Annotated in this window: 14 protein-coding genes; 4 read left to right on the top strand and 10 right to left on the bottom strand. The window is 46.6% G+C overall.

The window, feature by feature from the left end; genetic code table 11:
• Positions 1-92: 92 nt before the first annotated feature.
• Complete coding sequence (locus FDW88_RS14620; protein ID WP_137362833.1) at positions 93-1,394, bottom strand: tyrosine-type recombinase/integrase; 1,302 nt, start codon at positions 1,392-1,394, stop codon at positions 93-95.
• Between the two features lie 882 nt (positions 1,395-2,276).
• Here FDW88_RS14620 and FDW88_RS14615 point away from each other — a divergent pair.
• The 3 genes from FDW88_RS14615 (at position 2,277) to FDW88_RS14605 (ending at position 3,481) form a co-directional block, all read left to right on the top strand.
• Complete coding sequence (locus FDW88_RS14615) at positions 2,277-2,504, top strand: hypothetical protein (protein ID WP_117343479.1); 228 nt, start codon at positions 2,277-2,279, stop codon at positions 2,502-2,504.
• 8 nt (positions 2,505-2,512) lie between these two features.
• Positions 2,513-2,872: a hypothetical protein gene (locus FDW88_RS14610; protein ID WP_137362832.1), complete on the top strand. Its 360-nt coding sequence runs from the start codon at positions 2,513-2,515 to the stop codon at positions 2,870-2,872.
• Positions 2,873-3,148: 276 nt separating this feature from the next.
• Positions 3,149-3,481 (top strand): RcnB family protein, encoded by a 333-nt coding sequence (locus FDW88_RS14605; protein WP_096756518.1) that lies wholly within the window; start codon positions 3,149-3,151, stop codon positions 3,479-3,481.
• A 40-nt stretch (positions 3,482-3,521) separates the two neighbouring features.
• Here the strand turns inward: FDW88_RS14605 and FDW88_RS14600 are convergent, their stop codons facing one another.
• The 6 genes from FDW88_RS14600 to apbC all read right to left on the bottom strand — a co-directional run bounded on the left by FDW88_RS14600 (position 3,522) and on the right by apbC (position 10,229).
• A complete protein-coding gene (locus FDW88_RS14600; RefSeq protein WP_137362831.1) occupies positions 3,522-4,511 on the bottom strand; it encodes a fimbrial protein in 990 nt (329 codons plus the stop codon).
• 9 nt (positions 4,512-4,520) lie between these two features.
• Complete coding sequence (locus FDW88_RS14595; RefSeq protein WP_137362830.1) at positions 4,521-7,001, bottom strand: fimbrial biogenesis outer membrane usher protein; 2,481 nt, start codon at positions 6,999-7,001, stop codon at positions 4,521-4,523.
• Between the two features lie 12 nt (positions 7,002-7,013).
• Positions 7,014-7,697 carry a fimbria/pilus periplasmic chaperone gene (locus tag FDW88_RS14590; RefSeq protein WP_137362829.1) on the bottom strand — a complete coding sequence of 228 codons (684 nt, stop codon included), beginning with the start codon at positions 7,695-7,697 and terminating at the stop codon, positions 7,014-7,016.
• 47 nt (positions 7,698-7,744) lie between these two features.
• Complete coding sequence (locus FDW88_RS14585) at positions 7,745-8,290, bottom strand: fimbrial protein (protein WP_137362828.1); 546 nt, start codon at positions 8,288-8,290, stop codon at positions 7,745-7,747.
• Between the two features lie 278 nt (positions 8,291-8,568).
• Positions 8,569-8,850 (bottom strand): DUF2574 family protein, encoded by a 282-nt coding sequence (locus FDW88_RS14580; RefSeq protein WP_137362827.1) that lies wholly within the window; start codon positions 8,848-8,850, stop codon positions 8,569-8,571.
• Positions 8,851-9,119: 269 nt separating this feature from the next.
• Positions 9,120-10,229 (bottom strand): iron-sulfur cluster carrier protein ApbC, encoded by a 1,110-nt coding sequence (gene apbC, locus FDW88_RS14575; protein WP_135321320.1) that lies wholly within the window; start codon positions 10,227-10,229, stop codon positions 9,120-9,122.
• Positions 10,230-10,392: 163 nt separating this feature from the next.
• Between apbC and metG the strand changes: the two genes are divergently transcribed.
• Positions 10,393-12,426 carry a methionine--tRNA ligase gene (gene metG, locus FDW88_RS14570; RefSeq protein ID WP_137362826.1) on the top strand — a complete coding sequence of 678 codons (2,034 nt, stop codon included), beginning with the start codon at positions 10,393-10,395 and terminating at the stop codon, positions 12,424-12,426.
• A gap of 76 nt (positions 12,427-12,502) precedes the next feature.
• On the opposite strand, the gene FDW88_RS14565 is transcribed toward metG, so the two are convergent.
• Genes FDW88_RS14565 through FDW88_RS14555 form a run of 3 tightly spaced genes read right to left on the bottom strand, consistent with a single transcriptional unit; the run spans position 12,503 to position 15,421 of the window.
• Positions 12,503-12,973: a DUF1456 family protein gene (locus FDW88_RS14565; RefSeq protein WP_115259919.1), complete on the bottom strand. Its 471-nt coding sequence runs from the start codon at positions 12,971-12,973 to the stop codon at positions 12,503-12,505.
• A gap of 46 nt (positions 12,974-13,019) precedes the next feature.
• The gene (gene btsR / locus FDW88_RS14560; RefSeq protein ID WP_137362825.1) at positions 13,020-13,739 is read right to left on the bottom strand and encodes a two-component system response regulator BtsR; all 720 of its coding nucleotides are present in this window, start codon (positions 13,737-13,739) and stop codon (positions 13,020-13,022) included.
• Entirely contained in the window at positions 13,736-15,421 is a 1,686-nt protein-coding gene (locus FDW88_RS14555; protein WP_137362824.1) for a sensor histidine kinase, read from the bottom strand. Before FDW88_RS14555 ends, btsR begins: the two co-directional genes overlap by 4 nt.
• Positions 15,422-15,599 lie beyond the last annotated feature (178 nt).

Genomic DNA, 15,599 nt, shown 5'->3' with positions numbered 1-15,599 from the left:
ATCAGGAACTTGTTCGCACCTTCCTTAGAAGTATACAGATAAATCATCTTCCATGAAAATACAAATAAATACAAGAACATAACCAAAATTTATCATTCCCAATTTAAACCATCGATCACATAGCAAATGCTTTGCAGTGGGAATGTATGTAAATAGCGTTTAGTAATCCCGCCACTTTTCTCGTGACCAACCGTTTGTTGTAGATGCAGAATGTTCTTTACCCATCCAGCCATCGCAGTAGAGCAAACAGAATGACGAATACTGTGCAAAAGCCGTCTTTGCCCGTAATCATCGAGATACGCAATACCAAGCTGATCACGGAGATCTGAAAACATTTTTCCTATCTTCGTCATGTTCGTTCCTGCAACTTCTGAGAAAATCCGCTCCTTCCATTGGCGATCAACGTAGTCCATAAATCCCCATTCGATCAATTTCGAGTGGATCACTACTTGTCTGGTAGCATTTTCAGTTTTCCCCTGCCCTCCCTCTGCAATAAGGAAGTAATGCCGTTGGCTGTCTTCATCGAATTTTATCTGTGACTTCTCCAGTTTGGCAATCTCGCCTCTTCTGGCTCCGGTGTATGCCAGCAGCAATGTGATCCACTTTTGCCAGTTGTCAGGCTGTTTTAGCGCCCACCCCACAAACTTTTTCATCTCTGCTGTGCTGTAAGCACCGAACCTCGCTTTTGAAGGTGCTGCCACTACTCCATCAGTTGGGGACTTCTGCAAAACGTCTTTGCTTTCAGTGAGAAAAGTTTTAAACAAGGATTTGTAGATTTTGAGGTGCTTATGAATAGCTTCAACACCCACGAGATCATCCGGTGGCACATCATCACATTCTATCAGTTGCTGGATGGTCATTGATCGATAAGGCTGTACAACGCGCTTAGGGAGGTTCTCAACAACTTCCATCACCTGCTTAATGTCCTGCTTTGTGATCATCGTTACATCAGTTTCGCCTCCCAAGACAGTTAGCAACACTTCCATGTAACGCTCATTTGCCATTGAGATCGATTTCGTCCAGTTGCGCCCTTTTTCATCTTTGTACATCGCCCATGTATCCGAAAGGGTTAGCACCCTTTCCGATACAACTTGTGCCACTGGCTCAACGATTTCAGTAGGTACAACAATCGGCTGACTGAGTAACTGCGGAACTTTCACTGTCTTACGTTCTGACACAATCAGGTTTGATACAAAAGCATCAAACATCGGGATCGGTGTAGCTAATGATTTAACAAAAGGAATGTGCGGAATAACACCAACCATCAAAGCAGATGCTTCACGATAACTATCAGTGAGAAGGGATTTTTTATACATCCTGCCATTTGAAAGCCGGATTTGCAGATAGTAATTGCCGTTTCGTTGAAACGTGTATGGAAGAGTTCTGTACCTCATGATTAACCCCTTTTTGTACCTCAAGTGCATTCAGCACGGACAAAAAGAGATGCAATCTCATGATAAGTAGGCCAAATTTTGGCCCCCTACGCTGGCATTATCCAGAACAGGTGCAAGGAGTTTCAATCAATTTCACAATTCATGCGCTCAATTTTCCCGATGAATAAGAGACACGTTATAAAGCGACAATAGAGGAAATCGATATTCTCTCATACGATCTTTTTTATTTTGTATCGGCTTTTGAGATTTGTAATCGATAACGTGATTTATTAATAAAATGAAGGAGAAAAAATTTAATTCTCGTTTTTTATGATTGTGTTTTAAATAACTCAGCTAATAAGTTTTTCAAATAATTAAAGAACGGGTTAAAAAGTATTTGTTAGCTCATTTTGAAGCATCCTTTTATAACGATACTCATTCTTCTGATCGGACAGTTAAATCGTTATTTTGCTATTTAATGAGGCGGGCCCCCTCTTTTAAAGGTAACTTATCTACATGTAAACATTAAATAAAAAATACACACCCTAAAGCCATAGCCCCGGATGCTTTTTTGTGATCTCTGTTGTCATCTAAACCCTTGACCTATCAGATAGTTATTTCACTTCACTAAAAAATATTATGATTTAAAGATTAATCTGTATTGATTTATACCGATAACCACGGTTAGGCTTTATATCAATCAAACACATTGATGTTTCATATGGATAAAAAGGTTTTTGTCTATACCTCTTAAGGTTAACAATAACATGACAAAAGGAGTGATTGTTTCCGCAATCGTTTCTTTATGCCTTGTCGCTCCAGGTGTATTTATCAGGTGATGTATAACATCGTCATTTCAAAAATGGCGGGTTAGTGTAATAATAATTAATTATAGGCTTGGAAATGAAGTATAATAAATTAATGATGATAGCTATCGTAGCAGGCGCTTTTTCACTTTCCGGTTGTAATCTGGAAAAACAATATCTTGATGATTGTGAAGCTAACGGCATTGATCGTACCGCGTGCTTTGAGCAATATCATGCTGATAATCGCGCCAACGCCGATCGTTACCAGACTTATACGGAAAATAGCCGTAAACTGGATGCAAAAAAACATTCTCATCATAACTAAGGTTTATCATGAAAACTAAATTAGCCCTGATTGCACTTGTATGCTCTTTCGCCGTTATGCCTGCCCATGCAATTAATGCACACTATCGCGATCAATTAGAGAGTTCTGGTTGCACACAAGTTAGTGATGGTGATGGGACTTGTGATATTCACAAAACCAAAGCGCAAAATGCGAAGGCTAAATCAGGCTCTAACGCATTTACTGCTGATGCCGATCACGTACTAAATCAACCAATTTCTACCAGTGCTGAATATCTCCTTGCTAAAGGATGGAAACCTAATAACGGTTTATGGAAGAAACAAGGTTATGTACTCTCTCTTAAAGTTGAAGCCGATACAGTCGTAAAAGCCCAACTTTCCAAGGGGTAAACAATCATAAGGCGACTTCGGTCGCCTTTATTGATTGAAGATAGTAAAGATGCTGACATCTTGCGATGTCGTCCTGTGACTGCATCACAACAAACTGATGTAAATTGCAGAGCAGCAGCGGTATTGCTAAATTGCGGTTCAACGTTGCCGCCTGCTCGTACTTCATTTACACTTTTTACGAAATAACTGGAGTTCTCACAAAATAGTGCTTGTCAGATATCCTGTAAGCCCGGAATGATACACGACCGTTGTTGACGACCCGAATGAGTAGAGAGGATGGGTATGAAGAATAAAATGTTGCTGGGTGCACTGCTGCTCGTAACCAGCACCGTCTGGGCAGCGCCTGCCGCCATCGCAGCCCCTAAAGGCATCGATAAATATGAGCTGAGCGGCTTTATTGCTGACTTTACCCATTTCAAACCCGGTGACAAGGTTCCGCCCCTGTATCTCACCGAAGAATACACCATTAAGCAGTGGAACCTGCGCAACCTACCCGCACCGACGGCAGGCACCCACTGGACCTACATGGGTGGCGCGTATGTGCTGGTCAATGATGCCGATGGCAAGATCATCAAAGCCTACGACGGCGAGATTTTTTATCACCGGTAAAAAAATACGCACCCTATACAAAGGGTGCGTCAATTAAATATCACTCGTATTCCGTAACAACCTTAACCCTACTTTGCACTTTACCTGGTCGAATATTTTGTCCATATGCAACATATCTCCCATATAGATTTAAGTCAACACGCTGTTCTTCTGGTGTTATATCTTTAAAATTCAAAAGATCATAGCTGGAACTATTCCCTGCACTAAAACTAATTGCTTGACTTCCATTTAGTGAGATTTCAAACCCAACATCTCCAGCACCTCCATATTTATTTTCATGCTCATTTTTTAGGATGTTACCTTGAATATTCTCCGACTCAAAATGATACTTAAAAGAATAAGAGGACAATCCTTTATTGCAAATAAAAGATACGTTACCTGATGTAGGTTCAAGTTTTAGATACCTGGACGTATTATTATTTAAATCTGATATCGTAATTGCCGGCGCGGTAAGTACACCATCATTAAATCTACAAGTTTTTGTCATTTGCTTGATTTGTGGGATATAAGTCACTCGATAATAATGATTCGTATTATCACGCCCACTCCAACATCCTGAGAAAATACACTTCTCAGGAATAAAATTTATCTGGATGCCCTCATTTATATTTTTTGCATTTCCACTTACCCCAGTAGCTTTTGAAACAACATCAAAAGTTAAGGTAATCTCTGTCTTATTTATTTTCCCTACATCCATCTCTGTAAAAGAGTCTTTTTTATCATACAAGATAAGTGCAGGGTCAGAAGAAAATGTAGCTCTCAAATATATATCACCAGCATCAGCATGGTATACATAATATGTTTCATTGGGGGATTTTATATTAAATACAGTATCAGCCCCCATGTCAAATAAATTTCTACATATAGGTTTATGAGTAAATTTAAAGTTGGATATATTGACAACATTACCTTTCATATTATCAAGTTTTAATTCATCGCCAGACACATATATTTCAGACCCATTAGAAATATAACAATGACTACTTGCACCAAAACTAATTAATGCAATTAAAAAAAATAAATACTTCATATCCACCTCTCACCGACAAATATAAACTTTACTTTCATCAATCGTTTTGCCGAAAGTGATTGAGCATGAAAGTCCCTGTTGTTTATTGACCGCCACTTTTATCTCTGATGGCACTTCATTGGTGCGAATAAAGAGCTGACTTCCCTGACCTACCACGCCGATATTGTGTCCATGAATATCCTCTACTTCGTAACCAAACGTCAGCGGTGAACCATCAGGGCGCTGCGCCCGGATATACAAGGGTTTACGTTGGTCGGTATCAAACGTTGCCAGCACAACCGCTCCCCGGTACGGCGCGGCGCTACGGCGATTGCCTTGCAGGTCGGTTTCACTATTGGCATTAGACACATCCAGCGTCAGGTGGTTTTCACGATAAGGCGTTAAGCCGTCGTAGACCACCACGCCATTGCGGTTGGTGGTACGGTATTTCTGCCCATTCACATATGCCCCTTCCAAACCCGGCGCATGCATCACGGTAAACGTTTCTGATAGCCGGTTGGCTAAATTCACGCCCCCAGACCAGGCCACCAGTCCCCCGGAAATACTGCCGCCAGTTTGTGTATATTTAGACGACTGGCTGTAGCTGCCGTTCAGCGTCGCGATCGGCGCATTCCAGGTCAGATTGCCCCCCGCCGTCGTTTCGCTGTCCTGCCGTTGATGACTCAGGTTGACGCCGTAATTAAACTGATCGCGACTGCCTGCGGTGCCGGAAAACCCGGTATTGTTAGAGGCAAAACCGTCATCATCAAAGGTAGTCGAGTTAGACACATACAGATGTCGGCGCTGGGCGTTAATATCATCCCCCCAGTCGAACGGAATAGAAACAAAGATGTTAAACCGCTTATCTTCGTGATGGTCCTCGTTGTAAGTCTGACTGGCTGAAAAAGTGTAGCTAATCCGCTGCCAGCTATTGGAATAGCTCAGTTGATAATCTTTGCTGTTGCCGCTGCGCCCCCAGTAATCCCGCCACAGCGTACTGAGAGAAAATGAACCCCAACCCTGCGGCAAAGACTGGCTGACGTTAGCTGAAAAGCTGTTTTTTCGGCCAAAATCGTTCTGATAATAATCCGCAATGTCATACACATCATTTTCATCGCGATGATAATTATTCTTGTTATTGGCCCAGACGTGATCGTTAAATGTACGATAATCTTTGGAAGAGTAGCGATACGCCGCCAGGCCAAAACGGGTGGCGGTTTGCGTCAAATATTTATTATAAGCAATCTGGTAGCTCTGCCCGTCAAACACGTCACCGCTATCCTGCTTACTGTGGGACTGGGTTGCATCGACGGAAATCGCACCAATACGCGTATTCCAGCCGGTACCCAACGTAAACGCATTGTAGTTATCCGCCAGCATGGTACCGCCGTACAGCGTTAACAGATTATTCAGCCCATATTGGTAGCTCATCTGCGCAAAATCGGTCTGGTTGCTGGCGCCTTCGATATGGCTACGCCCGGCAGCAAAATCATATTTTGACACCCCGGGCTGCAGCATATTGGGCACCGCCGCATACGGCACCAGATAAGTTGTTACCGATCCGTCAGCCTCTTTGATACTGACGTCAAGATCCGCACCACCGCCTGCAAGCTGCAAATCAGCAATAGAGAACGGGCCAGGTGGAACCTCTTTCTGGTAAACGACAAAGCCGTTCTGTTCGATGGTGACCAGCGCGTTGCTTTGCGCAATCCCCTGAACCAGCGGCGTAAAATTCTGCTTTGAGTTTGGCAACATCTGCATATCGCGATACAGCCGCACGCCACGAAAGCGCACTGCGTCAAAAATATCTGATGAGGTATACATATCCCCGGCACGCAGAGTGCCCAGAATTTGCGGTATGCCACGTTCCAGATACAGGGTATTACTTTTCCATTCCCCGCTGCTGTCATCAGTTTTGTTATAGCTGGCATCAGAATGCAACTGCCACCCCAGCAGATTTAACCCACTGGTAAAACGCGCATAGGTACTTTTGCTGTTACCAGAATCCTTATAATCGCTGTAATACTGGCTGGCGTAGTACGAGGTATAAAAGGCATTGATGCCACGATCCCAGTTTTCTGGAGGAACATAGCCATTCTCCAGTTCATCCACATAGGCCTGCGGGACGCTGAGATCCAGGCGAAACGTGCCGATATCCCAGGCATAACTGCCTCCTTGCACCGCCTGTTTCAAGGTTGGGCATTCATTCTGCTTGTCCAACGCTTGTATATTTATCCCCAGACGCGTGAATACGTCGCGAGATAAACAGGTGTCATCCGGGTTATCCTTAACGATGATGTCATACTTGCCACGCCACTGTTTATTGACATAGATATCGATGTCATATTGCCCGGATAACGGTTGATTATCATCGAGGCGGAAATCGGAAACTTTCTCGCCCTTCATACCCCCCATCATAAAGTTAGTGTCAAACGTTTCTTCTGCGGCGTGGGCGTCGATACCGAGCAGCAACAGTAATACCGCCGAAGCAATCGGAGTCATCCTTAACATAATCAACTCCTGTTATTTTAGGCTGACGTTATCGCTAATATAATTACCGTGATCGTCAATAATGGTGAATTTATACTGGCTGGCGTTGATATTCTTCAATGCCACTTTTTCACTGGAGAGAGGAGCAAGCATAATACTTTCATTGTTGATTTTGACATTATTAGCTTTAACTTCTGTCACCGTAACCCAGTTAGCAGCATCATTTCTGATAGAATAACCATTACCACTGTGTGTTAACGACAGTTTATGGAAAGTATTTTTATTAACGGCCGCAATACCTTTAGGACGATAGAAGAGTTTAATCCGGTTTTGCATGGCAAATTTGAGTACATTTTTACCGGTACTGTCAGGATTGTTAGGCGGAATATCCAGTACATTAAGATAAAACAAGCTTTCTTTGTTATTTGGCAACATATTCGGCATTTTTTTAATTTTCAACTGTTGACCAGAGTCCGCTGCTATCTTAGCCACCGGAGGAGTCAGCATAAATGGTACGTGAATTTTTTCCGGTGGCAATGAGCTGTCGCCGTCATCAATCCATGACTGTACCAGTGCAGGGCGTTCACCCTGGTTCATCAATTGTACCAATACTTCTTTCTTTTCTGCTGGGTAAATAACACGAGTGCCATATATCACGACCCCAGCATGCCCAGAAAAAGAGTATATCGCGAGCATTGAGATAAATATTCGTTTCATACTGTGCCATCCAAAATAATGCCGGTAATAATTACCGGCAAAATAATTTATTCAGCCGAAACAGAAAAAGTGACTGTGGCGCTAAGTTGACCATTTTTAACCGGATCTAAATTCAATCGAGAATAGTCAGCATCAAATTGCAAATCATAGATCTCACCGCTACTCGTCAGCGTCTTATTTAAAGATGCAATATCAATAATACCGGTGCTATCAATATGTTTATCGTCCATTTTAAGTTTAAAACCAACGTTAGTATCCGCCCCATCTGTTGGTCTAATAATGCCGTTATCGCCAAAAGTTACATTCGTGATGTTTATACTTTTTAATTTTGTGCTCCCTGGGCAAACTATTTTCATATTTGTTGTTTTTGTGGCATTGCCTTCAACCTCCTCCCCCGCAGCTTTATTCGAAAAAAGTGACGCATCAACGGTTTTCAATTGAAGAGTTTCAGAATCTTTGCCGCCATCAAAATAGCAAGAGGACCCTGTAATTTCCCCATTAATAATTAGGCTACCTTCTTCCCCAGCAGCAAACGCCCCAGCACTCATAAATACAGCAGACAGTACAACAGCAGAAATAATTGAACGTTTCATAGTATCTTCCTTAATGAATTAATTTCTATTTGTTAAGAGGTTCAACTCTTGAAATTAAATTCGCACACAAGAAACGTTACCGCAATGTAAACACCTTGTTTTATTGATTTAAAACAAGTTATAAACAGCAATATAATTACAACAAATAAGTAATGGCGAATACTATTTTTGCATTTAATAAATTAGCGTAATTAATCATTCGACATTATTCGTGAAGACAATAAAAAAGCACTAATCATTCATAATCATGATTAGTGCTTAATAGTAATTTCCGTATATTAATCGTAACGGCTTAACACTATTTGCCGAGCGGCATCCCCTCCCAGGGGCACAAGCTCGGTCACCACGCCTCTTACAGGATGAGACGCAACCTCGTGGATGTTTGGAGTCAAGGTGGTGCCGCCGCAGCGTTGCTGCACTTTATTGTTAACAACATCAGCGCTGCACGTCGGTTCAGTCACCCTGCCACTGATGGTTAATGTGGCAGTATCAGAAGCGAAGACAGATGAACTCATTCCATAAGCAAGAGTAATAAGTCCCAACAATAAACCAATTTTCATTGCATTCATTATTCCTGTATGGGTGGAAAACAGCGCATTCGCCGTCGGTCCGGTTAATTATGGGTTAACTTCCTTGCTAAAACCAATTGAGATTGTAGATTAATTGGTTTGATTTGATTTGATCAATTGCAATGATGCATTGAGGTGATTTATTCGGAAAAAGACATGAATTATACAGGCAGGATAAACAATATTACGAAGTCTTTTCACTCTAAGTATTCACCGCATCAATAATACATTGATGCGGTGAATATCTGTAACACTATAAATTACACCGCGCGGAAGGCAATTTCGCCCGGAATAACTTCACCCTGCCAGTACAGCTGCGCTGCCACGCGCCCTGCCAAGTCACGGTAAATGGCGGTAAATTCGCTGTCTGGGCGGCTGATAACCGTCGGCGTACCGCGATCGAGGTCTTCACGCAGAGAAATATGCAGCGGCATTTGTCCCAGCAGCTGGGTGTGGTACTGCTCGGCCAGTTTCTGCGCACCACCGGTGCCGAAGATCGGCTCATGATGACCACAGTTGCTGCAGATATGCATACTCATGTTCTCAACGATGCCCAGAACCGGCACTTCTACCTTCTCGAACATCACAATGCCTTTTTTGGCATCGATAAGCGCAATGTCCTGCGGTGTGGTTACTACAACCGCCCCCGTTACCGGGATGTTCTGCGCCAGCGTCAGCTGAATGTCACCGGTGCCCGGCGGCATATCCAGTACCAGATAATCGAGATCTGGCCATAACGTTTCTTGCAGCATCTGCAGCAGCGCTTTACTGGCCATTGGGCCGCGCCACACCATGGCGTTATCGTCGGTGACAAGATAACCAATGGAGTTGGTTGCCAGGCCATGAGACATAATCGGCGCCATATGGGTGCCGTCCGGTGAGGTCGGGCGCTGATTTTCTGCACCGAGCATCGTCGGGATAGACGGGCCATAAATATCGGCATCGAGAATACCGACCTTCGCCCCTTCCGCAGCAAGCGCCAGCGCCAGGTTAACGGCGGTTGAGGATTTCCCTACCCCACCTTTACCGGAACTGACGGCAATGATGTTTTTCACACCGTTGATGCCCGGCTGGTTTTTCACGCGTTTCAGCGTCGCAATGTTGTGCGACAGCTTCCAGTCAATGGCTTTCGCGCCGGTGATACGCAGTAGATCGGCACTGCATTGCTCTTTTAATACTTCAAACGCGCTGTGCCAGACGAACGGCATCACCAGCTCAACGTGCAGCGTGTCATCCATCCAGGCGACATGGTGCAACGCTTTTAGCGTCGTCAGATTATGCTTCAGGGTTGAATGTTGAAAATTCGCCAGCGTCCCGGCGACCATAGCGCGCAGGGTTTCTGGTGATTTGGCCTGGGATTGTGCGTTCATCCCGACTCCTTTTTGTTGTTCTGAAAGACGATTGTCACCAGCTAGTTTACTCCAACCGCGACAATTATTCATTTACGGATAAATGCCCTTATCACTTGGCGCAGTAATTACCATTTTGGTACTATCAAAGCCCTTTTCACTACAAAAGAAGTAATTGCCCACTATGACTCAAGTCGCGAAGAAAATTCTGGTAACGTGCGCGCTGCCGTACGCCAACGGCTCCATCCACCTCGGCCATATGCTGGAGCACATCCAGGCTGATGTCTGGGTCCGTTACCAGCGAATGCGCGGCCACCAGGTAAACTTCATCTGCGCGGACGACGCACACGGTACGCCAATCATGCTGAAGGCTCAGCAGCTTGGCATTACACCAGAGCAGATGATCGGTGAAATGAGTCAGGAGCATCAGACTGATTTTGCAGGGTTTGACATCAGCTACGACAACTACCACTCCACGCACAGCGATGAGAACCGGGAGCTGTCCGAGCTTATTTACACACGTCTGAAAGAAAACGGTTTTATTAAAAACCGCACGATCTCCCAACTGTACGACCCGGAAAAAGGCATGTTCCTGCCGGACCGTTTCGTTAAAGGCACTTGCCCGAAATGTAAGGCTGCGGATCAGTACGGCGATAACTGCGAAGTGTGCGGCGCGACCTACAGCCCAACCGAACTTATCGAGCCGAAGTCCGTGGTGTCTGGCGCGACGCCGGTCATGCGTGACTCCGAACACTTCTTCTTTGACCTGCCGTCATTCAGCGAAATGCTGCAGGCATGGACGCGCAGCGGCGCGTTGCAGGAACAAGTTGCGAACAAAATGCAGGAGTGGTTTGAATCCGGCCTGCAGCAATGGGACATTTCCCGCGACTCACCGTACTTCGGTTTTGAAATCCCGAATGCGCCAGGCAAATACTTCTATGTCTGGCTGGATGCGCCGATTGGCTATATGGGCTCGTTCAAAAACCTGTGTGACAAGCGCGGCGATACCACAAGCTTTGATGAATACTGGAAAAAAGATTCTGACGCCGAGCTGTATCACTTCATCGGTAAAGATATCGTTTATTTCCACAGCCTGTTCTGGCCTGCCATGTTGGAAGGCAGTAACTTCCGTAAACCGACTAACCTGTTCGTCCACGGTTATGTGACGGTGAACGGCGCGAAGATGTCAAAATCTCGCGGAACCTTCATTAAAGCCAGCACCTGGCTGAAGCACTTTGATGCCGACAGCCTACGCTATTACTACACGGCGAAGCTTTCTTCACGTATCGATGACATCGACCTGAACCTCGAAGATTTTGTTCAGCGCGTTAACGCCGACATCGTCAACAAAGTGGTCAACCTGGCGTCCCGTAACGCGGGCTTTATCAGTAAGCGTTTTGACGGCGTACTGGCGGCTGAACTGGCCGATCCGGCACTGTACAAGACCTTTACCGACGCCGCGACAGTGATTGGCGAAGCGTGGGAAAGCCGCGAGTTCGGTAAAGCCATTCGTGAAATTATGGCGCTGGCCGACGTGGCTAACCGCTACGTTGACGAACAGGCTCCGTGGGTTGTCGCCAAACAAGAAGGCCGTGACGCCGATCTGCAGGCGATTTGCTCCATGGGTATTAACCTGTTCCGCGTCTTGATGACCTACCTGAAACCGGTTCTGCCAACGTTGAGCGAGCGCGTCGAAGCGTTCCTGAACAGCGAACTGACCTGGGATGCCATCCAGCAGCCGCTGCTCGGCCACAAGGTCAACACCTTCAAAGCGCTGTACAACCGCATCGACATGAAACAGGTTGAAGCCCTGGTTGAAGCATCAAAAGAAGAAGTGAAAGCGGCTGCCGCACCGGTTACCGGCCCGCTGGCAGACGACCCGATTCAGGAAACCATCACCTTTGACGATTTTGCCAAAGTTGACCTGCGCGTGGCATTGATCGAAAACGCCGAGTTCGTTGACGGTTCCGACAAACTGCTGCGCCTGACCCTGGATCTGGGCGGTGAAAAGCGTAATGTCTTCTCCGGCATCCGTTCAGCTTACCCTGACCCGCAGGTGCTGATTGGCCGCCAGACCATTATGGTGGCTAACCTGGCACCGCGGAAAATGCGCTTCGGCATTTCTGAAGGTATGGTGATGGCCGCCGGCCCTGGTGGGAAAGATATCTTCCTGTTAAGCCCTGACGAAGGCGCCAAACTTGGCCAACAGGTGAAATAAACAAAAAAAGCCGGATTATTATCCGGCTTTTTTTTGCCCGTTAGCGCTACGCATGCACGGACCTGCGGGTATTAAATCACGCTTTCGTGTGATGTACCCGGTGAGTCAAACCACGCAGGAAATAACGTAAAAACTGATCTCCACACTCGCGGTAGTTTTTATGTTCCGGCGCACGCATCATGGCGGTAATTTCCGGCATCGACACGCGGAATTTCTGCTCGGTCATAATGGCCAGAATATCATCGGTTTTCAGTGAAAAGGCAATACGCAGCTTTTTCAGCACCGTATTGTTGTTCACCCGACGCTCAAGCGCCAGCTCCGGCGCCGAATCATCTTTACCGCGCAGATGGTAGATCAGGCCGTTTAGAAAACCGGAGAGAATGATGTCCGGGCAACGAATAAACCCGTCCTCATCTTCTTTCGTCATCCAGGTGTCGAAACCTGCGGCGGTGGATTCCATGTCAGCAAGCGCAAGGATCCGCACCATGTCGTTATTGTTCGCTTTCAGGGTGTAGCGCAGGCTACGAAGAATGTCGTTACTTAGCATAGAGCCTTCAACTGTCGGTGATGCAATGGCGCGCAGTGTACCAGTTTTACAGACCAATCGCCTCTTTTAGGCTTTTAAGATAACGGCGGCTCACCGGCACGGTCAGGCCGTTACGTAAAATCAACTCGGCCTGGCCGTTATCTTCCAGGCGAATCTCCTGCAGCTGCGCCATGTTCACCAGGAATTGTCGATGGCAGCGCAACAGCGGCGTGCGGCTCTCCAGCGTTCTCAGCGTAAGCTCGGTAAAGCCTTCTTTGCCGTCGCTGCTGGTGACAAAAACGCCGCTCATGCGGCTACTGACAAACGCAACATCGTCCATTTGCAGCAGATAAATGCGGCTGTGACCGGAACACGGAATAAATTTTAGCGCCTGCTGGTTTTCCGGCAGCACCGACACATCCTGCTTCGTGCGCTCCTGGCGTAAACGGATCAGCGTTTTCTCCAGCCGGGTCTCTTCAATCGGCTTGAGCAAATAATCAAAGGCATGCTCTTCAAAGGCTTTCACCGCATACTCATCAAATGCGGTGAGAAAAACAATATACGGGCGGTGTTCAGGATCGAGCATGCCCACCATTTCCAGACCGCTAATACGTGGCATCTGGATATCGAGAAACAGCACATCAGGGCGCAATTTATGCACCGCGCCGATGGCCTCAACGGCATTCGAACATTCCCCCACAATCTCAATGTCGCTTTGCGCCTGCAACAGGATCCGCAGATTTTCCCGCGCTAACGGTTCGTCATCCACAATCAACACTTTGATCATGCCAGTTTCTCCAGGGGAAGTCGTAAAGTGATTCGGGTAAAGAGGTCAGGTTCACACACTACACTGATGCCAAAATCATCGCCAAACCGTTCACGTAGTCGCTTATCCACCAGATTCATCCCCAGCCCGCTGGCCTCGGTTGTCGGCAGATACAGGCCGGCATTATCTTCGATATCCAGCATCAGATACTGCCCTTCTCGCCGGGCGGTAATGGAGACTTCACCGGTATCAAGTAGCTGAGAGGTACCGTGCTTAATCGCATTCTCGACAATGGGCTGCAACGTAAATGCTGGCAATTGCTGATGCGAAAGTTCATCCGGTACCGTTAAAGTGACCTGCAGGCGCGACTGAAAGCGCGCCTTTTCAATTTGCAGATAGGCGTTAACGTGTTCAATTTCATCTGCCAGCGTCACAATTTCTGACGGCCGTTTGAGGTTTTTGCGAAAGAAGGTCGACAGATATTGCACCAACTGACTGGCCTGCTCGCTGTCGCGGCGAATCACCGCTTTAATGGTATTGAGCGCATTAAACAGAAAATGGGGATTCACCTGCGCATGCAGAAGCTTAATTTCTGACTGCGTGAGCATCGCTTTTTGCCGTTCATATTGCCCGGCAAGGATCTGCGCTGACAGCAACTGCGCAATCCCTTCGCCAAGCGTGCGGTTGATCGAACTAAATAAGCGGTTTTTGGCTTCATACAGTTTGATGGTCCCCATCACCCGCTGGTTTTCACCACGCAAAGGGATCACCAGCGTCGAGCCTAATTTGCAGTGCGGATGCAGTGAGCAGCGGTAAGGTACCTCGTTGCCGTCGGCATACACCACTTCGCCGGTATCAATCGCTTTTTGAGTATAAGAGGATGAAATCGGCCTGCCTGGCAGATGATGGTCATCACCAATTCCGGTAAAGGCCAGCAGCTTATCGCGATCGGTTATCGCCACTGCACCAATGTCCAGCTCCTCATACAGTACCTGGGCCACCTTCATGCTGTTAACCTCGTTAAACCCCTGGCGCAATATGCCTTCCGTTGAGGCGGCAACTTTTAGCGCAGTGGCAGAAAACGCCGAGGTGTATTTTTCGAACATGGCCCGTTTGTCGAGCAAAATACGCATAAATAAGGCCGCACCCACGGTATTGGTGACCATCATCGGCGCAGCAATATTACTCACCAGATGCAGCGCATTATCAAAGGGACGCGCAATCAATAAAATGATCAGCATCTGCACCAGTTCGGCAAAAAAGGTGATCGCGCCCGCCGTCAGCGGGCTAAAGACTTTATCAGTGCGGCCGCGACGGGTCAGTACGCTGTGTACCAGCCCGCCGAGCAGTCCTTCAACAATGGTCGAGATCATGCAGCTCAGCGCGGTCATTCCGCCCATCGAATAACGATGCAGGCCGCCAGTCAACCCGACTAGCCCCCCAACCACCGGGCCGCCAAGCAAGCCACCCATCACCGCGCCAATCGCACGGGTGTTGGCAATGGAGTCTTCAATATGCAGCCCCAGGTAGGTACCCAGAATGCAAAAGATGGAAAAGGTGACGTAGCAAAGGAGTTTGTGCGGCAGCCGGATAGTGACCTGCATCAGCGGGATAAATAAACGCGTTTTGCTCATTAACCACGCAATAACAAGAAACACGCACATCTGCTGTAGCAGCAGCAACACCAGATTAAACTCGTACATACCCGCCAACCACAGTCTTCTTAAAAGCGCGTAACATACATGGGCTGCGCGTAACTTTCTTTGAACTGTTGCAAAAAATGAGGAATTTGTGAGAACGGTCACTCAAAAGCGTGGGTATGACTACAAAATCACCCATTCCGTGAGCAAAAAACAGACAAAACTACCTGGTTCGCAAAAG

This window comes from Citrobacter sp. wls829 (assembly GCF_005280825.1).
In the GTDB taxonomy this organism is placed as follows: domain Bacteria; phylum Pseudomonadota; class Gammaproteobacteria; order Enterobacterales; family Enterobacteriaceae; genus Citrobacter; species Citrobacter gillenii.
The sequence above is the reverse complement of the archived record's forward strand: the minus strand, read 5'-3'. Positions and strand labels throughout refer to the sequence as shown.